At 35.5% G+C, this 24,549-nt stretch carries 20 protein-coding genes, 2 tRNA genes and 1 pseudogene; 18 read left to right on the top strand and 5 right to left on the bottom strand.

The features are described from left to right. Positions 1–135: 135 nt before the first annotated feature. The 13 genes from dnaN (at position 136) to HMPREF0528_RS07235 (ending at position 14,546) form a co-directional block, all read left to right on the top strand. Positions 136–1,266, top strand: coding sequence for a DNA polymerase III subunit beta (dnaN, locus tag HMPREF0528_RS07295; RefSeq protein ID WP_004896336.1), 1,131 nt, complete (start codon positions 136–138; stop codon positions 1,264–1,266). A 211-nt stretch (positions 1,267–1,477) separates the two neighbouring features. After that, on the top strand, positions 1,478–1,693 hold the full coding sequence (gene yaaA / locus HMPREF0528_RS07290) for a S4 domain-containing protein YaaA (protein ID WP_034525310.1): 216 nt from the start codon (positions 1,478–1,480) through the stop codon (positions 1,691–1,693). A gap of 3 nt (positions 1,694–1,696) precedes the next feature. Then, positions 1,697–2,821 carry a DNA replication/repair protein RecF gene (recF, locus tag HMPREF0528_RS07285; protein WP_004896335.1) on the top strand — a complete coding sequence of 375 codons (1,125 nt, stop codon included), beginning with the start codon at positions 1,697–1,699 and terminating at the stop codon, positions 2,819–2,821. Continuing rightward, positions 2,822–4,789, top strand: coding sequence for a DNA topoisomerase (ATP-hydrolyzing) subunit B (gene gyrB / locus HMPREF0528_RS07280; RefSeq protein WP_004896334.1), 1,968 nt, complete (start codon positions 2,822–2,824; stop codon positions 4,787–4,789). 10 nt (positions 4,790–4,799) lie between these two features. Beyond that, positions 4,800–7,289, top strand: a complete 2,490-nt coding sequence (gene gyrA / locus HMPREF0528_RS07275; RefSeq protein WP_004896333.1) for a DNA gyrase subunit A — start codon at positions 4,800–4,802, stop codon at positions 7,287–7,289. 186 nt (positions 7,290–7,475) lie between these two features. Next, complete coding sequence (gene rpsF / locus HMPREF0528_RS07270; protein ID WP_004896331.1) at positions 7,476–7,772, top strand: 30S ribosomal protein S6; 297 nt, start codon at positions 7,476–7,478, stop codon at positions 7,770–7,772. A gap of 33 nt (positions 7,773–7,805) precedes the next feature. Further along, positions 7,806–8,324, top strand: a complete 519-nt coding sequence (gene ssb / locus HMPREF0528_RS07265) for a single-stranded DNA-binding protein (RefSeq protein WP_004896330.1) — start codon at positions 7,806–7,808, stop codon at positions 8,322–8,324. 24 nt (positions 8,325–8,348) lie between these two features. After that, entirely contained in the window at positions 8,349–8,585 is a 237-nt protein-coding gene (rpsR, locus tag HMPREF0528_RS07260) for a 30S ribosomal protein S18 (protein ID WP_003649728.1), read from the top strand. Positions 8,586–8,678: 93 nt separating this feature from the next. Further along, positions 8,679–9,596, top strand: coding sequence for a magnesium transporter CorA family protein (locus HMPREF0528_RS07255; RefSeq protein ID WP_004896329.1), 918 nt, complete (start codon positions 8,679–8,681; stop codon positions 9,594–9,596). Positions 9,597–9,703: 107 nt separating this feature from the next. After that, on the top strand, positions 9,704–11,722 hold the full coding sequence (locus tag HMPREF0528_RS07250) for a DHH family phosphoesterase (protein ID WP_004896328.1): 2,019 nt from the start codon (positions 9,704–9,706) through the stop codon (positions 11,720–11,722). An 11-nt stretch (positions 11,723–11,733) separates the two neighbouring features. After that, entirely contained in the window at positions 11,734–12,189 is a 456-nt protein-coding gene (gene rplI / locus HMPREF0528_RS07245) for a 50S ribosomal protein L9 (RefSeq protein ID WP_003651632.1), read from the top strand. Positions 12,190–12,191: 2 nt separating this feature from the next. Next, positions 12,192–13,565, top strand: a complete 1,374-nt coding sequence (gene dnaB, locus HMPREF0528_RS07240) for a replicative DNA helicase (protein WP_004896324.1) — start codon at positions 12,192–12,194, stop codon at positions 13,563–13,565. A 96-nt stretch (positions 13,566–13,661) separates the two neighbouring features. Beyond that, complete coding sequence (locus HMPREF0528_RS07235) at positions 13,662–14,546, top strand: ROK family protein (RefSeq protein ID WP_004896322.1); 885 nt, start codon at positions 13,662–13,664, stop codon at positions 14,544–14,546. A gap of 64 nt (positions 14,547–14,610) precedes the next feature. Here the strand turns inward: HMPREF0528_RS07235 and HMPREF0528_RS07230 are convergent, their stop codons facing one another. Both HMPREF0528_RS07230 and HMPREF0528_RS07225 read right to left on the bottom strand, forming a co-directional pair. Further along, positions 14,611–15,753, bottom strand: a complete 1,143-nt coding sequence (locus tag HMPREF0528_RS07230) for an Mbeg1-like protein (protein ID WP_004896321.1) — start codon at positions 15,751–15,753, stop codon at positions 14,611–14,613. Between the two features lie 116 nt (positions 15,754–15,869). Then, entirely contained in the window at positions 15,870–17,888 is a 2,019-nt protein-coding gene (locus tag HMPREF0528_RS07225) for a hypothetical protein (RefSeq protein WP_004896319.1), read from the bottom strand. Positions 17,889–18,095: 207 nt separating this feature from the next. Between HMPREF0528_RS07225 and HMPREF0528_RS07220 the strand changes: the two genes are divergently transcribed. Further along, a tRNA-Thr gene (locus HMPREF0528_RS07220) sits at positions 18,096–18,168 on the top strand. Between the two features lie 47 nt (positions 18,169–18,215). Here HMPREF0528_RS07220 and HMPREF0528_RS07215 read toward each other — a convergent pair. Beyond that, a complete protein-coding gene (locus HMPREF0528_RS07215; RefSeq protein ID WP_004896318.1) occupies positions 18,216–19,568 on the bottom strand; it encodes an APC family permease in 1,353 nt (450 codons plus the stop codon). A gap of 335 nt (positions 19,569–19,903) precedes the next feature. Here HMPREF0528_RS07215 and HMPREF0528_RS07210 point away from each other — a divergent pair. Next, positions 19,904–19,976: transfer RNA gene (locus tag HMPREF0528_RS07210), tRNA-Thr, on the top strand. 129 nt (positions 19,977–20,105) lie between these two features. Beyond that, a complete protein-coding gene (locus HMPREF0528_RS07205; RefSeq protein ID WP_004896317.1) occupies positions 20,106–21,269 on the top strand; it encodes a GNAT family N-acetyltransferase in 1,164 nt (387 codons plus the stop codon). 36 nt (positions 21,270–21,305) lie between these two features. Here the strand turns inward: HMPREF0528_RS07205 and HMPREF0528_RS07200 are convergent. Continuing rightward, positions 21,306–22,166, bottom strand: a pseudogene (locus tag HMPREF0528_RS07200) (1-acyl-sn-glycerol-3-phosphate acyltransferase). A 131-nt stretch (positions 22,167–22,297) separates the two neighbouring features. Between HMPREF0528_RS07200 and HMPREF0528_RS07195 the strand changes: the two are divergent. Further along, positions 22,298–22,945, top strand: coding sequence for an NAD(P)-dependent oxidoreductase (locus HMPREF0528_RS07195; protein WP_004896314.1), 648 nt, complete (start codon positions 22,298–22,300; stop codon positions 22,943–22,945). Between the two features lie 49 nt (positions 22,946–22,994). On the opposite strand, the gene HMPREF0528_RS07190 is transcribed toward HMPREF0528_RS07195, so the two are convergent. Continuing rightward, positions 22,995–23,684 (bottom strand): DUF975 family protein, encoded by a 690-nt coding sequence (locus HMPREF0528_RS07190; protein ID WP_004896313.1) that lies wholly within the window; start codon positions 23,682–23,684, stop codon positions 22,995–22,997. 131 nt (positions 23,685–23,815) lie between these two features. Between HMPREF0528_RS07190 and HMPREF0528_RS07185 the strand changes: the two genes are divergently transcribed. After that, positions 23,816–24,523, top strand: coding sequence for a YjjG family noncanonical pyrimidine nucleotidase (locus HMPREF0528_RS07185; protein WP_004896312.1), 708 nt, complete (start codon positions 23,816–23,818; stop codon positions 24,521–24,523). Positions 24,524–24,549 lie beyond the last annotated feature (26 nt).

Raw genomic sequence — 24,549 nt, 5'->3', positions numbered from 1 at the left:
AAACATGCAAAAGTATGTTTTATTCAGGTGTTTGGTTACTTTTCCACAGATTCCACTGGCCCTACTACTACTTCTAAGTATTTAAATATATAATTAAATAAAACAACGTACATATAATTTCACAGGAGGTAAACGATGCAGTTTACAATTAATCGTAATTTATTCCTCGAAAACTTAAATAATGCTATGCGTGCAATTTCTTCACGTGCTACTATTCCAATATTAAGTGGTATAAAACTTACCCTTACAGATGAAAAACTTACTTTAACCGGTAGTGATACTGACATTTCTATTGAAATTCAAATCCCAGTAAACGATGATTTAATTGTCCAATCTAAGGGATCGATCGTTTTACCAGCACGATTTTTCAGTGAAATTGTAAAAAAATTACCAGGTAAAGATTTTTCATTTGAAGTAAAAGAAAGTTTTCAAACAAAAATTGTTTCTGAAAATACCGAATTCATGATTAACGGTTTAGATGCAAACAATTATCCACACTTACCAGAAATTTCTACTGATGCATCATTTAAAATTTCTGGTAAAACATTTAGAGAAATTATTAACGAAACTGTTTTTGCAGTCGCTACTCAAGAAAGTCGACCAACTTTAACTGGTGTTAACTTCATCTTCAATAATTCATCAATTAAAGCAGTTGCTACCGACAGTCACCGACTATCTCAACGTCAAATTTCTCTAGAAAATGGTCCTCAAACAAGTACTGACTTAATTATTCCTGGAAAGAGCTTAGTAGAATTATCCCGAATTATCGGAGAAAGTGATCCCGAAATCACAGTAAATCCTGGTGAAAACCAAGTTTTATTTGAAGTTGGAAACATTGCGTTCTATTCACGTTTACTTGATGGACAATATCCAGACACTGATCGTTTAATTCCAACTGAATCTACAACATCAGTTGAATTTGAATTACCAGTTTTAGCTCGTTCTCTCGAACGTGCCAGTCTTCTTACTCACGAAAGCCGTAACAATGTGGTTAAGATGACTCTTGATGTTCAAAATCAATTAGTTAAACTCCAAGGTGATTCACCGGAGATAGGAAATGTGGAAGAAGAAATTGGCTTTAAGAATCTTGAAGGAGATGGCTTAACTATTTCCTTCAATCCTGATTATCTAAGAGAAGCTTTACGTGCCTCTATTACTGATTCCATTATTATGAACTTTACTCAGCCGCTAAGACCATTTACAGTGATACCGGCAAAACAAGATGTTAATTTCACTCAATTAATCACGCCAGTTAGAACATTTTAATTTATAAAAAGAGCTACAAAAGTAGCTCTTTTTTTCTTGCATTGTACTTAAAAGCCAAATTTAGGCTGATTAAGCGAATTTTTATCTAGTTAAGTATAGTCATATTAAATTCGAATAAAGTGGCTTAAAAAAGGCTACAGTACGTCATAAAATTGAATTTCACATAAAAAAACGGTATAATAACTAGGTATGACAAGGTAAATGGGGTGATATTATCAAAAAATTCACAATTAAGGGAGAATATATTACGCTTGCTCAGTTTCTAAAAGAAGAGAGCGTAATATCTTCTGGTGGTCAAGCTAAATGGTATCTAAAAGAAAATCCTGTTAAGTTGAACGGTGAAATTGAAGATCGCCGTGGAAAGAAAATACATCCTGGAGATGAACTAAACTTAGCTGGAGAAGAGTATGAATTTATTTCAGAGTAGCCGATGTATCTTGCAAACTTTGAATTAAAAGATTTTAGAAATTTTGAAGAACTAAAGATAAATTTTGACCCTCATGTAAATATTTTTATTGGTCCAAACGCCCAAGGAAAAACTAATTTACTTGAAGCGATTTATTTTTTGGCCCTAACTCGGTCTCATAGAACAAACAGTGATAAAGAATTAATTCGTTTTGGAAGTAAATTTGCTGGCTTACAAGGGAAGGTCCATAAAAGTCAATTAGAAGTAGAGCTTAAATTACGTTTAACACCAAACGGAAAAAAAGCTTGGGTAAACAGACTGGAACAAAAGAAACTTTCCGCTTATGTAGGACAAATGAATGCAATTTTGTTTTCTCCAGAAGATCTAGCCTTGGTAAAAGGCGCTCCATCGACTAGACGGCGATTTATGGATTTAGAGTTTGGGCAAATTAATTCAGAATATCTATATTTTTTAAGTCAGTATCGTCAGGTACTGCAACAAAGAAACAATTACTTGAAGCAATTGAGCATAAAAAAAGCAAATGATTTAGTTTTTTTAGATGTCTTGTCAGATCAGCTTGCAGGAATTGCAGCGGAGATAATTTCTAGAAGAATTAAATACATTAAAAAACTTAATTCATATGCTCAAAGTGCTCATAGTGAGATTAGTGGTCAAGCTGAAAAATTACAGATTTTTTATCGTCCATCAGTTAAGGAAATTACCCCAGATGATGATGTAGAGACCATTTATCAAAAAGTTATTACTAGTTATAAAAAAAATCGTCCTAATGAAATTCGAAAGGGGACTACTTTGAGTGGACCTCATCGAGATGACTTGGATTTTTTGATTAACGATAAAAATGCCCATGATTTTGCATCTCAGGGACAGCAGCGGACGATTTCTTTAAGTGTAAAGTTGGCTGAAATTCAATTAGTACATGAACTGACACAAGAGTATCCAATTTTACTTTTAGATGATGTAATGAGCGAATTAGATAATCGAAGACAAAGTAGTTTACTAAATTATATTCATGGAAAAACGCAAACTTTTATCACAACAACAGATTTAGAAGGTATTTCTTGGGAAATCGTGAAAGAACCTAAGGTCTATCACATTTCTGCTGGAACGATCAGTACAAAGGAGAGTTAAATGGCAGAAGATAAGAGCAAGGCAGCATTAAATAAAGCTAAAGATTTTGAAAAGCGTGCTGATACTTATAACGCAAGTCAAATTCAAGTTCTAGGCGGACTTGAAGCAGTTAGAAAGCGCCCAGGTATGTACATTGGCTCAACTAGTAGCCAAGGCTTACACCACCTTGTTTGGGAAATTATTGATAATAGTATTGACGAACGATTAGCAGGATTTGCGACCAAGATTGAAATTACTGTTAATGAAGATGGCAGTGTTACAGTCCAAGATGATGGACGTGGTATTCCGGTTGATATTCAAGCTAAAACAGGTCGTCCAGCCCTAGAAACTGTATTTACTGTTTTGCACGCTGGTGGTAAATTCGGTGGTGGCGGATATAAAGTATCTGGTGGTCTTCACGGTGTTGGGGCTTCTGTAGTAAACGCCCTCTCAACTAAACTTGATGTTACAGTTATGAGAGATGGAAAGAAATACGCCATTTCTTTTGATCATGGCCGTGTAGTAGGAGAAATGAAGCAAGTGGGTACCGTTCCTCTTGAAGAACATGGAACAATCGTTCATTTCTATCCTGACCCAGATATTTTTACCGAAACTACAACTTTCGACGATAAAATTTTAAAGAACAGAATTCGTGAACTTGCTTTCTTAAACAAAGGCTTAAAATTAACCTTTACCGATAAGCGTAAAGAAAGTGCTGAAACTGATGTTTACCACTTTGAAGGTGGAATCAAAGAATACGTTGCCTTTTTAAACAAAGGTCAAGAAGTGTTATTTGATGAACCAATCTATGTTGAAGGTAATTATGAAGGTATTGATGTTGAAGTTGCATTGCAATACACCAATGGCTATAAAACCACTTTAATGACCTTTGCAAACAATATTCACACCTATGAAGGTGGGATGCACGAAGCCGGCTTTAAGACTGCTCTAACTCGTGTAGTTAACGATTATGCTCATAAGGCTAAAATCTTGAAGGATAAAGATGATAACTTATCTGGTGAAGATATTCGTGAAGGAATTACAGCTGTTGTATCTGTTAAGCACCCTAATCCTCAGTTTGAAGGTCAGACTAAGACTAAGCTTGGAAACTCAGATGCTAGAACTGCAGTCGATCGAGCATTTTCAGAAACGTTTAGTCGTTTCTTAATGGAAAATCCTTCTGTTGGTCGTAAGATTGTTGAAAAAGGACAACTTGCTGAAAGAGCTAGAACTGCTGCTAAGCGTGCACGTGAAGTTACACGGAAGAAGTCAGGACTTGAAATTGCTAACTTGCCAGGAAAATTAGCTGACAATACCAGTAATGACCCAAGTATTTCAGAGTTATTTATCGTTGAGGGTAACTCTGCCGGTGGATCTGCAAAGCAAGGACGTTCTCGTTTAACCCAGGCAATTTTGCCAATTAGAGGTAAGATCTTGAACGTTGAAAAAGCTTCAATGGATAGAATTCTTGCTAACCAAGAAATTAGATCCCTCTTTACCGCTTTAGGTACAGGATTTGGTGCTGATTTTGACGTTTCAAAGGCAAGATACCATAAATTGATTATCATGACAGATGCCGATGTCGATGGTGCTCACATTCGAACTCTGCTTTTGACGCTCTTTTACAACTATATGCGTCCAATGATCGAAAAGGGATATGTTTACATTGCTCGTCCGCCTCTATATCAAGTTCGTCAAGGTAAGGTAGAGAAATATCTCGATACTGATGAAGAATTACACGATTATTTAGGTACCTTGCAACCAAGTCCTAAGCCAGTTGTTCAACGCTATAAGGGACTAGGTGAAATGGATCCAGAGCAATTATGGGAAACTACCATGAACCCAGAAAATCGTCGTTTAGATCGAGTAAGTCCTGAATATGCTGAAGATGCTGACAAGATATTTGACCTCTTGATGGGTAATGAAGTAGGTCCAAGACGAGAATTTATTGAAAAGAACGCAAAATACGTTGAGAATTTAGATGCTTAGGAGGCTTTAGATGGCTAACGAAAATCAACCTCAAGATCACAGAATACGTAATGTTGATTTAACCCATACCATGCGTACATCATTCTTAGATTATGCTATGTCGGTTATTGTGGCTCGTGCCCTACCTGATGTTCGAGATGGTCTAAAGCCTGTACAACGTCGTATTCTTTACGGAATGCATGAATTAGGAGTTACACCCGATAAGCAATATAAGAAGAGTGCTAGAATTGTTGGGGAAGTTATGGGTAAATTCCACCCGCATGGTGACTCTTCAATCTATTTAGCTATGGCCCATATGGCCCAAGACTTTTCATATCGTTACATGTTAGTTGATGGACACGGAAATTTTGGTTCTGTCGATGGGGATGAACCAGCCGCAATGCGTTATACCGAGGCAAAGATGAGCAAAATTGCGGTTGAAATGCTTCGTGATATCAATAAAGAAACTATTGATTGGCAACGTAACTACGATGATACAGAAAATGAACCAGTAGTATTGCCAGCACGAATTCCTAATTTACTTGTTAATGGTGCTAGTGGTATTGCTGTTGGTATGACAACAAATATTCCGCCACATAATTTGGCAGAAGTAATTCGCGGCATTCACATGTTGATGGATAACCCCGATGTTACTACCAAGGATTTAATGAAAGTTATTCCTGGTCCAGATTTTCCAACTGGTGGAATTGTGATGGGACGCGGAGGTATTTACCGTGCCTATGAAACCGGAAAAGGAAATATCATTGTTCGGGCAAAGACCGAGATTGAAACTGAAAAAAATGGTCGCGAGCGAATTGTAGTTACGGAACTTCCTTATTTAGTAAATAAGGCTGAATTAGTTAAAAAGATAGCTGATTTAGCCCGTGAAAAGACAATTGATGGTATTACTGGTGTACGGGATGAATCAGATCAGACTGGTATGAGAATTACCATTGATATTCGCCGCGATGCAAGTGCTAGTGTGGTTTTGAATAATTTATTTAAAGAAACCCAAATGCAAGCAAACTTCGGAATGAATATGGTGGCCATCGTTAATGGTGCCCCTCATTTCTTAACCTTGAAGCAAATGCTTGAGTACTACCTTCACCACCAAGAAGATGTTATTACCCGTAGAACTAAGTTTGAATTAAAGAAGGCTGAAGCGAGAGCACATATTTTAGCTGGATTAAGAATTGCCCTTGATCATATTGATGAGATCATTAAGATTATTCGCGGTTCACAAAATAGTGATATTGCTAAGGCACAATTAATTCAAAACTTTGGCTTAGACGATCGTCAATCTCAAGCTATTTTAGATATGAGATTGGTGCGTTTAACAGGCTTAGAGCGCGATAAAATTGAAGCTGAATATCAAGATTTGAAAGCAAAAATAGCAGATTACAAAGATATCTTAGCTAAACCAGAACGAATTGATGAGATTATTTATAACGAGTTACTTGATATTCAAAAGCGTTTTGGTGATGATCGTCGTACTAAGATTGCCGAAGGTGAAGCAGTTTCAATTGAAGATGAAGATTTAATTGAACAAAAAGATGTTCTTTTAACTCTAACTCATAATGGCTACATTAAGCGTATGTCAGCGGATGAATTCAAGGTTCAAAACCGTGGTGGGCGTGGAATAAAGGGAATGGGAGTGCAAGATGATGATTTCATCAATCATTTAATCTTCTCAAGTACCCATGACTTTTTACTATTCTTCACTAACTTAGGGAAGGTTTACTCAAAGAAAGCTTATGAAATTCCAGAATTTGGAAGAAATGCTAAAGGCTTGCCAATAGTTAACCTACTGGAACTTGATAAAGGTGAAAAAATTCAAGCTGTAATCAATGTACCCGAAGGAGCGGACGATAACTATCTCTTCTTTGTTACTAAGATGGGAACAGTTAAAAGAACAAAAGTCAGTGAATTCCAGAATATTCGTCGAAGTGGGTTAATTGCCTTAACTTTGCGAGACGGGGATGAACTGAATAATGTTTTAACTACCGATGGAAAACAAAATATTATTATCGGTACCCATTTAGGTTATGCAGTTACCTTTAATGAAAAAGATGTTCGTTCGATGGGAAGAACAGCAGCTGGTGTCCGTGGAATCAATTTAAGAGATAACGATTATGTCGTTGGATCTGATATTCTAGAACCTGATTCAGAAGTATTAGTAATTTCTGAAAAAGGATATGGAAAACGTACTGCAGCTTCTGAATACCCAGTTAAGGGACGTGGCGGTAAAGGAATTAAGACTGCAAATATTACTGAAAAGAACGGTCCTTTAGCCGGTGTAACAGTAGTTAATGGCGATGAAGATATTATGCTAATTACCAGTGCGGGAGTCATGATTCGATTTGATGTGGACGATGTTTCTCAAACTGGAAGAGCTACATTGGGTGTACGTTTAATCAAGGTTGACGATGGTGCACAAGTAGCAAGTATTACTGCCGTTCCTAAAGCTAGTGATGAAGACGAAGAAAGCACTGCTGAAGAAGAACCAGTAAAAGAAAATTAATAAATAAAAAATTACCAAATTTTTTGCGTAATAATAATTGAGTAATGAAACTCAGGATCACGTGAAAAAATATTTGGTAATTTTTTGTTTATGTGATAAAATCAAGCATTGTGAGTAATATTATTCATTACTCCTTGTTCTTGATTTTAACAAGAACCATTTAGTCCAAGAGGAGGTGCAATTATTATGGCAAAAACTAAGTACGAAGTTACTTACATCATCAAGCCTGATATTGACGAAGATTCAAAGAAAGCATTGATCGATCGTTTCGATAAAGTTGTTACTGACAACGGTGCTGAAGAACTTGAATCTAAAGATTGGGGTAAGAGACGTTTCGCATACGAAATTGAAAAATACCGTGAAGGTACTTATCACATTATGACTTTCGTTGCAGAAAACTCTGAACCAGTTGATGAATTTGGTCGTCTTTCTCGTATTGATAACCAAATTTTACGTTCAATGACTGTAAAATTAGACAAGTAATTTGTTTTCGTGAATTAGGAAGGGGACAAAAGTATGATTAATAATGTTGTACTTGTTGGCCGTTTAACACGTGATCCTGATTTACGTACAACCGGGAGTGGAATCTCAGTTGCTACGTTTACTCTAGCTGTTGACCGTCAATATACCAATAGTCAAGGTGAACGTGGTGCTGATTTCATCAACTGTGTAATTTGGCGTAAAGCAGCAGAAAATTTTGCTAACTTTACTTCAAAGGGTTCATTAGTTGGTATTCAAGGTCGGATTCAAACTAGAACGTACGATGATAAAGACGGTAAGAGAGTATACGTGACTGAAGTCATTGTTGATAATTTCTCTTTACTAGAATCACGTCGTGATCGTGAGAATCGTCAAACTAATGGTGGCAATTTTGCTCCCCAAGGAGGAAATGCTCCAAGTACCAATAATTTTGGTGGATCAAGTGCACCAAGCATGAACAATGCTCCTGCTAGTGGAGAAAGCAATAAACCGCAAGATCCATTTGCAGATTCCGGTAGCACAATTGACATCTCAGATGATGATCTCCCATTTTAATTTTAATTAGAAAGGATCTTTGATATGGCTCAACAAAGAAGAGGTGGCCGTCGTCGTCGTAAGGTTGACTTTATTGCAGCTAACCACATTGACTACATCGACTACAAGGATGTTGATTTGTTGAAACGTTTTATCTCTGAAAGAGGTAAGATCTTACCACGTCGTGTCACTGGCACTAGCGCAAAGAATCAACGTAAGTTGACTGTTGCTATTAAGAGAGCTCGTGTTATGGGCTTATTGCCATTCGTCGCAGAAGACTAATAACAGATCACAATTAATAAAAAGAGTAGCTTATGCTACTCTTTTTATTTTGTTTTTTGCGGTATTATAAAAGAAGTAAATGGAGGGATTGTCATGATTATTAAGCAAAAACTAGCCGGAAACATTGATTTTGACTACAAATGGTACGATATTTATAACTGTGACGATCATGATATTAGATTATTAAAAGATGATTTTGATTTGACATCAGAGATTATCTCTTATATTACCGACCTTCACGAACGTCCTCACTTTGATCATGATTATATTACTAACAGTGATTTGTTGGTTTACGATGTTCCAGTTTGGCCAACAGCTGATGCAGATCATTTTACGACTTTACCAATTAAGTTTTTAATGGTCGATCATACGCTTTTTACTGTTCATTCTCCTGATACAACTTATATGATTGAAGAATTTAGGCAACGCCCCGATGAGCATATTCATAGTGAAAAAGAATTGATTTTTGCTATTCTTTTTGCCGTTACGAAATACTTTCAAAGGGCACTTAGCCAGCTAAACATTCAACGATTAGTTTTAGATAATAACTTAAGTGAGCGAATTCATAATAAAGACTTACAAGAATTATCACAAGTTGAAAAAAGTTTGGTTTATTTATCTAGTTCAATTAGAACTAATCTAATGATGCTTGAAAGTCTAAAAAATAAAAAATCAGGACTTCATATGAATGCTTCTGAAGAGGAAATGTGTGACGATATTATCATTGAAGTTCAGCAATCTTCACAAATGATCAAAATTTATAGTGAAGTGACTGAAGAAATCTCTAAGACGTCCAACAACATTCTGAATAATAACTTAAACAATACCATGCAGTTTTTGACTGTATGGTCACTTCTTTTAACAATTCCAACTATTGTAACAGGATTCTTTGGGATGAATGTTGATTTGCCTATTTTTCATAATCCATTTGACTGGGTGATAATTACTGTAGGTTCGATTATTGTAATGGCAATTTTGCTTTGGTATTTACGTCGACATAACATGCTCTGATGCTTGCTTAGCTTAGATGATAAGCAAGCATTTTTTGATGTATAATATAAAATGATGCAGTATATTATTTTTGATGATATTAATGCTATAAACAGGAAGGAATTTCAATGAAAGGCTTTTTACGCAAATTAGAATTGCCTGAATTTGTTAAAGATACACGTTTAACAGCATCATTGATTATTGTCCTTGTTTTATCCTTATTAGGAGCGATTATTGGGACATTAATTAGTCCACTTTTTGGACTTGCTATGGTGCTGCTGTTCATCTTAACAATTATTTTTGTAATATATGGAATTTATGTTCTAGCTGGGAATACTAATAATTATGCTGCTAATCTTTCATACCGCATAAAGCGTGGGGAACAAGAGGCTATGATTAAAATGCCTCTCGGAATTATGCTTTATGATAAAGATCGACAAATTCAATGGATTAATCCTTATCTGCAAATGTATTTGCATGGTAAAGATATTATTGGCTCTTCTATCTCGTCAGTAGATAAAGAGTTAGCTAAATATGTTGATGATGCTATTAAGTCAAATAGCAATCAAAATAAAATTATTAAATGGGGCGACCGAAAGTTTGAAATGGTTGTCCAAGATGACTTGGGTGTCGTATATTTACTTGATATTACGCTCTATGCCAATATTGAGGAAAAGTATAAACAGGAGAGATTAGCAATTGGCTTAATATTTATTGATAATTATGATGAATTAAGTCAATCTATGAGTGATCAGAACTTAACAAATATGAGTTCATATGTCCAAAATGCCCTCAGCAATTACGCTGGACAATTTAATTCATATCTTAAGCGTATTGATGAAGATCACTTTATTTTGTTGACGCATATGCATGATTTGGCCAAGATGGAAGAAGATAAGTTCTCTATTTTGGATAAAGTTAGAACTGAATCAAGTCGAAAGAATATGCCATTGACCTTGTCTATTGGGATTGCATTTGGCTCAGAAAGCTTAAATGAAATTGCTGATCAAGCTCAATCTAACTTAGATTTAGCTTTAGGACGTGGTGGAGACCAAGTTGTTGTAAAACAATCGGGTCATGAAGCTCATTTTTATGGTGGAAAATCTAATCCAATGGAGAAACGAACTCGGGTAAGAGCTAGAATGGTTTCTCAGGCCTTGGTAGAATTATTTAAGGGCGTTGACCATGTTTTTGTTCAAGGGCATCGAAATCCTGACTTAGATGCGATTGGCTCTGCAATTGGAATTGTAAAAATTGCTCGAATTCATGGTGTAAAAGCTAGTGTTGTTTTAGATGTTGATCACGTTAATTATGACGTGGGACGTTTGATTGCTAAAATGCAAGCTGCCGGTATCGATAAAGATGTATTTATTTCGCCTAAAGATGCTTTAGAAGAAGCAACAGATGAGTCTTTACTAGTTTTAACAGATCACTCTAAGTACAGTATTACTTATGATCCAGAACTTTACGACCGGTTGAAGAATCGATTAATTATTATTGATCACCACCGCCGCGGGGAAGAATTCCCTGAAAATCCAATGCTGGTATACATTGAGCCGTATGCATCTTCGACTTGTGAGCTTGTAACTGAAATGATTGAGTACCAACCTCAAGGCGGAGAAGGTGTCTTGACTGATTTAGAAGCATCAGCTATGCTAGCTGGTATTACAGTCGACTCAAAGGAATTCTCCTTGAGAACTGGAACTAGAACTTTTGATGCAGCAAGTTATTTACGGTCAATTGGAGCAGATACGCAAGTTGTATCTGAACTTTTGAAAGAAAATATCGATAATTACTTGCAAAGAAGTCACTTAGTTTCTACGATTGACATGATTGAACCAGATATGGCTCTCTTAGTGGGTGAAGAAAATAAGCTTTATGATCCCATTATTACTGCTCAAGCAGCCGATACAGCTTTATCTCTTGAACATGTAGATGCCAGTTTTGCATTAACTAGACGGAGTAAAGATGCAGTTGGTATCTCAGCTCGTTCAATGGGTAATGTTAACGTTCAAGTAATTATGGAGAAACTAGGCGGAGGCGGTCACTTATCTAATGCCGCAACTCAGCTCAAGGGGATAACAATCGAAGAAGCTAAAGTTAAGCTCTTGGAAGCAGTTAATGACTACCTCAAAGAAAATGAATAGGAGTGAAACTTATGAAAGTTATTTTTATTAAAGACATGAAGGGTAAAGGTAAACGCGGAGAAGTTAAGAACGTACCTGATGGGTATGCTCAAAACTTCTTGATTAAAAATGGATACGCTAAAGAAGCTACTAGTTCTAACTTAAATACCTTAAAACGTGTTCAAAAAGCTGAAAAAGATGCTTATGAAGCAGAAAAGGCTGCTGCTGAAGATATTAAGAAAAAACTTGAAGACGACAAAACTATTGTTAACTTTAAGTCTAAGGCTGGTACTGATTCTCGCTTATTTGGTTCTATTTCAAGTAAGAAGATTGTTGAAGGACTTGAAAAGCAATACGGAATCAAGGTTGATAAGCGTAAATTAGAGCTTCCAGAACCAATTAAATCATTAGGGTATACAAATGTACCTGTTAAATTATTTAAAGGCGTAGAAGCAGTAATTCGCGTTCACATTACGGAGCAAGACTAATAATGGATAATGTTGTTTCTCAACAAATTCCCCATGATAGTGAAGCAGAAAAGGCGGTCCTAGGGGCCGTCTTTTTAGATCCCGAAGCAATTATTGATGCTTCGGATGTATTACAGCCTGATGATTTTTATGAACATGCAAATAGAATTGTTTTTCAGGCAATGCTTAATATCTCAGATCGTGAGGAAGTAATTGACCCAGTTACTTTACAAGATGAGTTAAAGAAAAATAATCAAGTGGATGATATTGGAGGCATTGCCTACGTTACGGAACTATCAATGGCAACTCCGACAGCAGCCCATGTTACTTACTACGCAAAAATTGTAAAGCGAAAAGCTATTCTTAGAAATCTAATTTCTACTAGTCAAAGGATTATTCAAAATGCAATTGAAGGCTCTGATGATGTAACTGATATCTTAGATGATGCAGAAAGCCAAATAATGGGGGTCTCCCAGGATAATGCAAGTGGTGGGTTCAAATCTATTCATGATGTATTAAACACGGCTATGGAAGAAATTAACTCGATTCCTGATGATGGAAATATGGTGACTGGTTTACCATCTGGATTTTCTGAATTAGATAAGATGACAACTGGTTTTCACGATGATGAATTAATTATCTTGGCCGCTCGTCCTGGGGTTGGTAAAACTGCTTTTGCTCTTAATGTGGCACAATTTGTTGGACTAAAAACTGACAAAACCGTTGCTATGTTCTCTCTTGAAATGGGAGCTGAGCAATTAGTTCAAAGAATGCTAGCTTCTGAGGGACTAATTGATTCACAGCATCTTAGAACCGGTCAGCTGACTGATGAAGAGTGGCGTAAGCTAGTTGTAGCAGCTGGTTCACTAGATAATACCAGTATCTACATTGATGATACGCCGGGAATTAAAATGAGTGAGATTCGAGCTAAAGCCCGTAGATTAGCTAAAGAAAAAGGAAATTTAGGCTTAATTGTAATTGACTACTTGCAGCTAATTGAAGGACCACGCAGTGAATCTCGTCAACAAGAAGTTTCTGCAATTTCACGTCAATTAAAGAAATTAGCTAAAGAATTACATATTCCTGTTATTGCCCTCTCACAACTTTCTCGTTCAGTTGAACAACGTCAAGATAAGCGTCCAGTTTTATCTGATATTCGTGAATCTGGGTCTATTGAACAAGATGCCGATATTGTTGCCTTCCTTTATCGTGATGATTATTATCGTGATGAGCGCGACGAAGATGATGAGGGCGAAGTAGAAGCAGAAGAAGATAACGGCGAAGTAGAAGTAATTATCGAGAAAAACCGTTCTGGTACACGTGGAACAGTTAAATTAATGTTCTCTAAGCCATATAACCGTTTTTCAAATCTTGACTATACACATAGCGAGGCTTAAAAAAAGATTTGTAAGCGTTTCATTAATTGGCTATACTATAATAGTTAAAAGTATATCTTTTTAGTAAAGTTAAGTGAATGAGAAGGTGTAAGTTGAATGGTAGAAAATAAATATGTCGGTAGTATTGAAGCTGGTGGAACTAAATTTATCTTGGCAGTTCAAGATACAGAAACTTGCAAAATTGTAGCTAAGAAGAGAATTCCAACAACAGATGCAAAAGAAACTTTAGCAAAAAGTATTGAATTCTTTAAAGAGCATCCAGTAGCTGCTTTGGGAATTGGTACTTTTGGTCCAATTGACATCAATCCAAATTCTAGAACATTTGGTTATATCTTAGATACACCTAAGCGTGGTTGGTCAGGAACCAATGTTAAAGGCACTTTTGAAAAAGAATTAGGTATTCCTGTGGTAATGACTACGGACGTGAATGCTTCTTGTTATGGTGAGTATATTGCACGTGGAAAAGATGATGCTAAGACTTATTTCTATGTAACAATTGGGACAGGAATTGGTGCCGGCGCGGTACAAGCAGGTAGATTTATTGGTTTAAATAATCACCCAGAAATGGGCCACATGCTAGTCACTCCTTACCCTGGCGACAACTATACTGGGAAATGTCCATTTCATGGAAATAAATGTGTTGAAGGAATGGCAGCTGGACCTTCTCTAGAAGGAAGAACTGGTATTCCAGGTGAAAAACTACCTAGAGACCATAAGGTATTTACCTATGTTTCATACTATGTAGCTCAATTATTATTCAATGCTTACATGACTATGCGCCCAGATGTAATGGTTGTTGGTGGATCAGTACTCAATGATCAAGACTTGGTTCAAGTTCGTGGATTCTTTAGAGAATTTAATAATAATTATGTCGCAACGCCAGACGTTGACGAATTAATTGTACGTCCAGCAGTTGAAGATAATGGTTCTGCCACTTTAGGTGACTTTGAACTAGCTAAGGAAGCTTTGAAAAATCAATAAAAATATATAGTAAAAAGGCAACTTCATTTGAAGTTGCCTTTTTTGTGTTTCACATGAAACAAATTTAACTTCCATCATATGAATCATCAACAATTGGACCTTTACTTGAATCGTTGCCAAGGGGCTCTAGATGTTCAGTATGGTTAAGAAATGGAAGATTAATGTATTGACGTGCTGTCGTGGCAATATCAGATACTATTTCATTAGCAATTAAGCGAGTTTTGGGATCTAATGAAAGATAAGCATGACTAAATTGGATTGCGCCACGAATTTTATTAGTTGTTAGTTGGCTAGCATCGGTAATTTCTTGGGATTCTAGAGCAGTAAAGAAAGCAAGCCAGAGCTCTTCACGTTTTTCACGTGGAATTTTTGTATTCCAGGAAATAAATGTACTCCTAATAATTCTGCTGGCATTACTGAGAAAAGGAGCCAGAACAAAGCCATTTCGAGCAACTTCCCAATGAAGAGGATTATGTTGCTGCATTAAATGTTTCATCTTACTTTTAACTACGATGACACGTTCGGGATGATCAAGCATCATTCCAAAAATTGATCCTTCAGGAACATAGGTGATCATCTTGGGAATAGCTCTTTGAAATTCTAGTTGATCATAAGTTTCTTTCATAAAGCCAGGACCGTCAAAACTATATGCTTTTATTATTTGATCTTGAATTTTAGGTGAAACAGCAGAGATAGCATAAGCAGCAAAATTTCCACCTTTTGAATGACCAGTAGTATAAATTTGCTTATCAGGATAAGTCTGAGCAATTTTATCTAAATAGTCTGCTGCTACATTTTGTCCAAAAATTTCTGGCTGATAACTCATATCTACATCTTCATTAAGTCCGACCATGGATCCATCAGTTCCTCGATAGGCTACTAGAATAGTCTGAGGATCTAATTCAATTGTCATGGCTGTGAACTGGACTGGTGGCTTTTTCTGGGAAAGATGAGACCAGTCTAAAAAGCGCATATTTTTATATCGATCACTAAGGTTGATTAATTGAGCTTCTACTTTATCTGAATGAATTAATGTCTTTTTTTGTATTAAACGTTTTGTAGCTGCTTCGAGAGTATGCCCTTTAACACTAGAATCAAAAGGAAGATAAGCAAATGCTGCAAAAAGTCCAGCATCTAAACTATTGAATGGTTCTCGATCAAGCGTGAGGTCCCCTCGCCAGCGAACATAATCAAGTATTTTACTCAAGATAAAAGTCCTCTCATTAAGGGTTGTATTATTTTTATTTTAATGCTTTTTGGCTTAAAGATAAAAGCAGAAGACATTTATCTATAAAAAAGAAGAGCTAATGCTCTTCTTGATTACTAAAATATCAGTTGAATAGTTTCAAGAGGTAAAAGGGAAGCTTTAATTGTAGCAATATTATCTCTCACATCAATTTTAACTGCTTCCTTTTCAATGCTCCTACCATGCTTTCTAATTAAGGTAGCCGTAGTAGATGGTAAAGGCTCACTGATGTGCCATTTAATCTCTGTATAACTATCTAAGTTGAAATTAGCTAGCCAGACTACTTTACCATTTTCTTGAATGTTTAATTTAACGTGAGGCATATTGATTAAGTAGTCAGTAGGTTCAACGTTAGCCATAATTTGTTGCATCAACCCTTGTTTATATGAAGAAAATTGTGATTCCCAACCGTGTTTTGGATCTTGATCCATGGGAAGGACAATTATATGGTCATCAATAACTGCCATGAAATTTCCAAGTTTTTGATCGATAGAATTATAAGCCGAACTCCAAATTTTGACATTGCTATTTGGTTGATAATCAAGCTGTAAATAATTACCAGTGTGTTGAAGCATGGTAATACGTGGATTTTTAACGCCTTGAACAGTAACACCATCTGCTTGTTCAAATGATTGATATCCACTTTTAGCTGCATGCCATTTAGCAGATTGAATATGGAGTAAGTTACCTAAATCTCGATCAAGCAAAACTTGAATACTTTCACCATCAAGTAGAACTGTATTTTGTGTGATTAGTTTAGTGATTTGACTATCTGTAAGATTGCGCAGCAGTTGACCAGCGATTGCAATTGTTTGATCTTCGATTTCAAAATTATTTTGAATAGGCAAAATAGTTGTTGCAAAGCTAAAACTGGCTAAAAGACTAGCCCAGTTTTTTTCATGAGGAAGCAATTCTTCTGGCTCTTTGCCCAAAGTAGTATGAGCAGTATAAGCAGAATCCTGATCTACTAGAACTTTAATACCTCTTAATTCTTTCATATTGAGACGGTGGTTAGATAAGGCAGAAGCAAATGGTTTAATATCTGCAAGCATCTTGCCATAGCCCCAATCTTCATTAATTCCGTTGCCCATCATATCAAAGATATTAAGCATAATGCCCTTTGCACCAAGAAGGGCGGTCGTAATAATTTGAAAAGCAATAAAGGTATTAGATTTTACTTGCGGAGTCCACATTGAATTTTCTAGTTCTGGATATAATTCAGCATGTGGGCCTAAAAACGCAGCAGTAGTACGGCTATATTCTTCGAATTTGCGCCCATAAATCAAAGGAGCTACTTCGTTATAAGCTGGTAGGTGAGGCCGGGCTACACGTGGGTGTCCAGGACCAGCTTGAGCATCAAATAGTTTAGCCCAGTCTCTGCCTTCAATAGCGTGCCAGTCTGGAAATGAAGTCATTTGTCCCATATCAGTATCTGGACTTACCTTATGAACTGCTTGTTCAATCAAATGCTCGTTTTCAATCATTTCCTTGCGAGCTTGATTAAGATAAATTTTTCGTTCAATGGTAGGTTCTCCAGGCTTTAACATATTTTTGACAAATTCTTCTCGACTTTCATCCTTACCTAGTTTTTCTTGGTATAGTTTCATATGATAGTCGCAGAAGCACATCAATTTTAGAGGAGTATGGTTATAGTGTCTAAAGTCATCCTCCATCCATAACCGACGAGGATGAATTGAGGCATATTGTGCATATCTCTGAGCTAAATATTTACGCCAAGTAGGATCTGCAGGACAAGCCATATCTTTAGCCGTATTACCATTAATATCTACAAAAGTATTAAAGCCAATCTTAGGATTAACACTAAATCCACGGTCTGAGTGCATAATGGTTGTCCATGGATTTAAACTAGTCGTAACACCAAGTTTAGCCAGTTGCTTTTGTAGGGGGATAATGGCATCCAACCAAACTTGAGTCTCTTCTTTTGTTAAGTGGCTATGGTTTAATTCTTCACCGTTAATAATGAAAGCTACGTCATCAATTTTTGCTTTTTGTACAAAATTTAAGAGTTTCTCATCTTTTTCAGGTGTGTTGGTACGTGGATCAAAAACGTAACGTAATGTATAAATGTAGCTCATGTTATATCCTCAATATTCATACTCAATTAATATTAGTAATTTTTGTTAATGTAACTTATTATATTAAGCTACACTGACATAGTAACATTATTTGAAAGCGTTTTCCAGAATAACAAAATAAAATATTACTAACTTAACTAAAAAATCAAAAAAACTCTTGTGTATTAATAAAATATATGATTAAATACATAATTATCATATAAATAAGCTGACTTAGCTCAGTTGGCAGAGCACGTCACTAGTAATGATGAGGTCGAAGGTTCGAATCCTTTAGTCAGCACTATAAGAACAAAAAAGGCGCTAGTTTATCTAGCGTCTTTTTTTATGCTAATCATGATTTTCATTTATTTCTATCGCCTTATTTCTACTTATTTTTTCCTTACGCTTAAGATAGTAAAAAATAGGTAGGCCAACAGCTACTATTCCTAAAAATAGAACTACACCAGCAGGATCATTAAATAGTTCACTGACAACGATAAATAATCCACCTAAAATTGCAATGATTGGTACTAAAGGATAGAGCGGAGTACTAAAAGGACGATTAGAATTTTCTCGTCTTAATTTAAAAATGCCGAAAAAAGCCAAAATATAAAAGCAATATATCGTAAAGACACATAAGTCTGATAAGCGATCAGGATCGAACAATACTAGCATTAAAGTTGCTAATACAGTGATAAAAATAGTAGCAACAATAGGAGATTTTCCTTTTGGAGTTAAATAGGTTAAATAAGATGAAAATGGTAAATCATTTCTTTTAGCCATAGCATAAACAATCCTTGGAAAAGTAATAATTTTACCATTGAGAGTGCCAAGCATTGAAATAATTATTCCTAATGTTAATAGCTTTCCACCAATATTACCAACAGCTTTTGTAGCTAAATACTTAGTTGTATCCTCTCCTAGTCGCTCAATAAGGTCGGCTGGAATAAAGCGTAAGATACCAACTGTAATTAGAGTGTAGATCGTTAAAACAATCATAATTCCTAAGATAATAGCTTGCGGAAGGACTTTTTGAGGATTTTTCATTTCACCACCTAAGTTCGCAATTAAAATCCAGCCGTCGTAAGCAAACAAGGTAGCTAACACAGCAACTCCAAATCCGCCACTACTTTGTTTAACGTCAGCGGTAGTCTGACCGAGGGCGTTATTTTGACCCCAAAAGATACCAAAAATAATAATTGCAGCAATCGGAATCATTTTTCCAATTGTAGTAATAAAAGAAAATGCTGCCCCTACCTTATTGTCTAAAAAATTAATAATAGTGATAAAAAGCATGCACCCGATTGATAGAGAAATGCGCCAGGAATCATCTAGATTAAAGAAATTGGCGATAAGAATACCGGTAAAACCACCTACGGCTGCAATAATTGCAGGGCCATAGACGATAACTTGCATCCATCCGACTAGAAAACCAAGAATTCGACCATATAACTTCTCGATGTAAACATATAATCCACCAGTATATGGCATTTGAGCTCCAATTTCAGCAATTGTTAAACCAGCAGCTAGTGTAATAACACCACCAAAGATACAAGCACTAATAGCTAAGGTTGAATTATGAGCACTTTGAAGAACTGAGGCTTGTTTGAAAAAGATACCTGATCCAATGATTGTCCCAATAACAATTGAAATAGCTGAAAAGAAGCCTAATGAACGCTTAAGATGGTTTTGTTGTTTCATCTTGATAATCCTTTCTAAAAGAAAAAAAGCCCAGATTCACAAAAATCACTCTGCTATAAAAGTGATTAAGCGAATCTAGGCTTTTTTGGAAATATTTGGCCACACAAAATCACTCATGTTCCACTGGAGGTGGAAGATGAGGAGGAAGAAGTATTTAAATTAGTGCGGTGTAAATATTTCATGGTTTTAACTCCTAAATGATTTTATATTAGAATATCATGATATTATTAAAAAGCAAATAATAAATACATCTTTAATTAAGTAATTAATTTTAGTGTAAAAAAGTTTTGCTTTTTCCAAAATCATCTGCTATACTAGTTAACGTTGTGAGAAACGCTGACTTAGCTCAGTTGGCAGAGCACGTCACTAGTAATGATGAGGTCGAAGGTTCGAATCCTTTAGTCAGCACAATTTAAAAGTCCTAACCAGGTGGTTAGGACTTTTTTGTTGCGCTTTTATCTTAGTATAATGAAAATATAGACGTATATTATCTGATAAATTGATATTTCAAAAAAATCTTAGAAAAGGTAAAAGTCGATGAAACTAAATAAAGATAGTCAAACTTTAGATCAAATTGCTCCATTAGTTGAATATTCTTTTTTAAAAACTAATGACCTTCGCCAAGATGCTAACTTTTTAAGCAGATATGATCATAGTATGGGCTTTGGCGAATATAAAGATGGAAAACTAGCTAGTTACATCATGGTCAATGAATTTGAAAGTAGAATCTTTGCTAAAAAGGTGAAAATGGGTGGAGTTGGTTATGTAGCGTCATATCCGGAAAATCGCGGTCAAGGTGATATTAATCGCTTGATGAATGAAATTATTTTGGAATTGTACAAGCAGAACTACGCTATTTCTAATCTAGCACCATTTTCTGAAAGTTTTTATCGACGTTATGGTTATGAAAATGCTATTTATGAAAAAATGTATGAATTAAATCCGGCTTATTTGCGCTTTTTTAAACCAATTAAAGAAGGAAAAATTGTCCGAGGAAAATGGAAAGATTTCAACTTAAAAGAAGCAGTCATAAAGTTATATCAAGATAAGCTGAATCAAAATAACCAAAGAAATACTGTTGATCGTGAAGAGTGGTGGTGGGATCGTCTAGATACCTATTATCCTGGCAGATTTATTTGTGTCTACTTTGATAAAAATAATCAGCCAGCTGGTTATATGTTCTATCGCATTCGGGATAGAGACTTTAGGGTGGAAGAGCTGTACTATAAAACGCCTCAAGCAGCGAAAGCCTTATTAAGCATTATTGCTAGTCATTCTTCAAGTGATTTGAAATACTATGTGAAAATGCCAGAATCAAGCTTACTAGGCGAATTTTTCCCAGAGCAGGAAGGATTAAAAGTGCAAATTTTACCTTACATGATGACTCGAATAATTAATGTTGAACAAGTATTAGAGGCCTTGCACTTAACTAATAGCGGTAAAATTAATATCGAAATAACTGATGATGAAATAGTTGCTGAAAATAATGGGACTTGGGAGATTGATCAGATAAACAAAGAGACCAAAGTGAGAAAAAATGAAAAAGATCCCGATTATAGCGGCTCTTTAACTAATTGGACAAAAGTTTTATTAGGTCACTTAACTTTGAAACAAGCTGTTCGATTAGGATTTATTAAGGAACATCATCCAGTAGATAATGATTTTATAAAGGGTGAAGTTTCGTTTTATGATTACTTTTAATTAAAGATAGATTTTCTGTTATTAGAAGCGGAAAATCTATTTTTTCTTATAGCTAGCAATGTCCCAATCTGTAAAAGTATAATCTAACTTCTTCCCATAATATTTTTCATATGCTGCTTTCTTTTGAAGGTAGTCAACTTTACGCATTTTTTCTATATTTTGAGCAAGTGAGAGTTTGGGATCAGGATAAATAGTAGGTAGAACATGAAGAATCCAACGTGTTTTGTTAAATTCAGGATGCAATTTTTCTTGCTTGTTAGTGTCCTTAATTTCTACAAAGCATGAAATAATTGGAACATTCATTTTAGCTGCATAATAATAGGGGCCTTTTTGCAGAGGACGAGGTTTTCGATAATTAAGTCATAATTCTTGTTCTGGATATACCACAACCCAGTGATTTTTCTTAGAAAAGATTTTATTTAAGTATTTTGGTAGTTCACGTCCTAAATAGCGAAAACTAGCAGTTACGGGGATGCTATCAATATTCCTCATTAAAAAGCCAATCCAGTTTGGTAGTTTTAAATTAGTATCTTCGATAACAAAATATAATCGCTTATGATATTTCATAGCAAGCCGTTTAAGAGGGAGACAATCAAATTGGTTGTAGTGATTACAAGTTATAATAGCTGAAGAAATCTTGCCAAGAGATTTAGGATTATCAATTTTGGTATTTAAGGTTAAAAGGGGCGTTCCGACGTTAAGGATTCTGCGTGCAAGTATATTAATAGCTTTAGAAAAGGGACTATTATGATTAGCCCAAAATTTTTCTACTAATTTTAGGCAATATTTTTTACTTAAAACTGGATCATCTGGTTCAACTTTTGCGTTAAATTTTTTCTCCTTAACACATCTTTTAATATTAAAAATAACCTCTTGCCGCTTTTTACCAATAATCATAACTAGTTCTACAAATTTTTAGGGTAGATTCCAGGCTCTATTTTATTTTTTAAAACCAAATATTATCCCACTTATCTTCATTCATGCTAAGCTAAGGTGAAAGAATAAAATATAAAAGGAGGAATCCCTAAATGAAAGTAGGTATTATTGGTGCTTCTGGAATGGCGGGAAGTGCTATTTATAAATTAGCTAGTGAAAATAAAGATCTCGAAGTTACAGGCATTGTCAGAGATAAAGAAAAGGCCGAAAGAGTTCTTGGTAAAGATGCTCACCTTTTAATTGACGATGTTTTAACAATGAATGATAGCTTACTAGAAAACTTTGATGTGATTGTTGATGCCTTTGGTACAACTCCTGAAAAGGCAAAGGATCAAGTAAAGCTAGCAACTAAATTATGTGGTCTAGCTAAGAACAAGGATATTAGAGTGATCTTTATCTTAGGTGCAGGTAGTCTTAGAACTGGAATTGATAACCACTTGGTAGTGGAAGATATTAAGAAATTAACTGGTTCAGAAAACTGGATTAATACTCCTCAAGAGCAATTAAACGAATTAAACTACTTAAAGCAAGTTGAAGATGTAGATTGGCTTGGAATTTCACCAGCATTGACCTTTGAAGCGGGTCCAGAGGCTGCAGGTTATATGCTAGGTAACAATACTCTTCTCTTTAATAACAACAATGAATCTAAAGTAACTTCTGGAACAATGGCTCGCTTGGTTGTAAATGAAATTGTTCATCCAAAGCACCATAAAGAAAGAATTACTTTAGTTGATGAATAAAAAATAACCGTTATAGTATCTGTACTATAACGGTTTTATTGGGCAATTTTTAATTATTAGCAACTAATGAATGATAGAAGTTAGTCTTAGTTTGACGGTAGTAAGGAGTAATCCAGATGAATCCAATTCCGCAAGTAATGATACCAAGTAAGCCCCAGCCAATGAAACTTAAGTCTAAAACGAATAAGTCCATCTTGTGGCCGTCCATTAAATGACGACTTTCAGTAATCGCTTCGGTTGCTCCTATATCAGTTTGTCCGGCAGCAAATTTATCCTTTAAGATATATGGCGTCATGGCATAAGAATATCCCTTAATAATGCCAGGAATAATGAGTAGGATCGTCCATAATGCAGTAAAAATATTAACCATGAAGAGAGTAAATAAACTGTTCTTGAAACGTCCATTGCTGTAGGCACTAAAAATACCAGTGTACCAAGTTTCCATATTTCCTGTTTCAACGAAATCTAGGATAGTATAAGCAACTCCCCATAAAACTAAACCAGTAATTAAGCCGACAATAAATGTCGAGAGATCATAACCAGGCTTATAACCTTGAATTAATGTTTCATTGTTATAGCGAAGGATTGAGTAGGTAAAATCTTTTCCAGTCCAGATCCAACGATTAATATCCATGATAATGGCGTTAAATAACCAGGCAAAAATAGTTAGACAAATAGCCCAGCCCCAATTGCCACGTAGTTGGTCTTTAGACGCTTGTTTCATTTGTGCACGTGTCATAATTGCTTTCCCTCCAATAATATATTAAATATACGTCCATATTATCTTATCACTGTGAAGATGAATAAAATTAAAATTTCTCAACTTTTGTTATAATCGAAATACTAACTTAAATCGAAGAAGGGTTGCTCATGAAATATAAACAATTAATTTTTGACGTTGATGATACTTTAATTGACTTTGCTGCTACGGAAGATTCATCCCTGCATGCATTGTTTAAATCGCATAAGCTGCCTCTCTCCTCTGACTTGCAGAAACAATACCATACTTACAATCAAGGACTTTGGCGCAGACTTGAATTGGGTGAAATTACTTATGAAGAATTAAGCGAGATGACATTTCATGATTTTATTAAGGAACATTTCGGTCTAGAAGTAGATGGAAATGAATGGATGAATGAATATCGCTCTTACTTTGGTGAAGCTCATCAGTTGCTACCAGGTGTGGAAGATACGCTGAAGTTTGCCAAAAAACAAGGCTATAAGTTAACAGTCTTAAGTAATGGTGAAAAGTTTATGCAGCGTCATCGCTTAGAATTAGCAGGTATCAAAGACTACTTTGATTTGATTGTAACGTCTGAAGAAGCTCATTATTCTAAGCCAAATCCGCATGCTTTTGATTATTTCTTTAGTCGTACAGAGATTGGACCAAATGAGACTTTATTCTTTGGGGATGGATTGCAGTCAGATATCTTAGGTGCTGAAAAATATGGCTTTGATAGTATTTGGTATAATCACCGTCACCGTAAGGATAATATTGGACTTCATCCCTTATTTGAAGTTGAAACATATCCAGAATTTGTTAAATTAATGCAAAATGATTTTAAGAAAGTATATTAAAAGGAGTGCTTAGGCACTCCTTTTGT

The organism is Lactobacillus johnsonii ATCC 33200 (assembly GCF_000159355.1).
In the GTDB taxonomy this organism is placed as follows: Bacteria; Bacillota; Bacilli; order Lactobacillales; family Lactobacillaceae; genus Lactobacillus; species Lactobacillus johnsonii.
This window is presented reverse-complemented; position numbering and strand designations above follow the sequence as displayed.

Bases quoted from the DNA above. Each gene is read 5' to 3' on its own strand.
- HMPREF0528_RS07185 (WP_004896312.1), top strand. From the start codon at position 23,816: ATGAAATATAAACAATTAATTTTTGACGTTGATGATACTTTAATTGAC.
- HMPREF0528_RS07250 (WP_004896328.1), top strand. From the start codon at position 9,704: ATGAAAGGCTTTTTACGCAAATTAGAATTGCCTGAATTTGTTAAAGAT.
- rplI (WP_003651632.1), top strand. From the start codon at position 11,734: ATGAAAGTTATTTTTATTAAAGACATGAAGGGTAAAGGTAAACGCGGA.
- HMPREF0528_RS07235 (WP_004896322.1), top strand. From the start codon at position 13,662: ATGGTAGAAAATAAATATGTCGGTAGTATTGAAGCTGGTGGAACTAAA.
- gyrB (WP_004896334.1), top strand. From the start codon at position 2,822: ATGGCAGAAGATAAGAGCAAGGCAGCATTAAATAAAGCTAAAGATTTT.
- dnaB (WP_004896324.1), top strand. From the start codon at position 12,192: ATGGATAATGTTGTTTCTCAACAAATTCCCCATGATAGTGAAGCAGAA.
- HMPREF0528_RS07190 (WP_004896313.1), bottom strand. From the start codon at position 23,684: ATGACACGTGCACAAATGAAACAAGCGTCTAAAGACCAACTACGTGGC.
- recF (WP_004896335.1), top strand. From the start codon at position 1,697: ATGTATCTTGCAAACTTTGAATTAAAAGATTTTAGAAATTTTGAAGAA.
- rpsR (WP_003649728.1), top strand. From the start codon at position 8,349: ATGGCTCAACAAAGAAGAGGTGGCCGTCGTCGTCGTAAGGTTGACTTT.
- ssb (WP_004896330.1), top strand. From the start codon at position 7,806: ATGATTAATAATGTTGTACTTGTTGGCCGTTTAACACGTGATCCTGAT.
- HMPREF0528_RS07195 (WP_004896314.1), top strand. From the start codon at position 22,298: ATGAAAGTAGGTATTATTGGTGCTTCTGGAATGGCGGGAAGTGCTATT.
- HMPREF0528_RS07225 (WP_004896319.1), bottom strand. From the start codon at position 17,888: ATGAGCTACATTTATACATTACGTTACGTTTTTGATCCACGTACCAAC.
- HMPREF0528_RS07205 (WP_004896317.1), top strand. From the start codon at position 20,106: ATGAAACTAAATAAAGATAGTCAAACTTTAGATCAAATTGCTCCATTA.
- gyrA (WP_004896333.1), top strand. From the start codon at position 4,800: ATGGCTAACGAAAATCAACCTCAAGATCACAGAATACGTAATGTTGAT.
- HMPREF0528_RS07215 (WP_004896318.1), bottom strand. From the start codon at position 19,568: ATGAAACAACAAAACCATCTTAAGCGTTCATTAGGCTTCTTTTCAGCT.
- dnaN (WP_004896336.1), top strand. From the start codon at position 136: ATGCAGTTTACAATTAATCGTAATTTATTCCTCGAAAACTTAAATAAT.
- HMPREF0528_RS07255 (WP_004896329.1), top strand. From the start codon at position 8,679: ATGATTATTAAGCAAAAACTAGCCGGAAACATTGATTTTGACTACAAA.
- rpsF (WP_004896331.1), top strand. From the start codon at position 7,476: ATGGCAAAAACTAAGTACGAAGTTACTTACATCATCAAGCCTGATATT.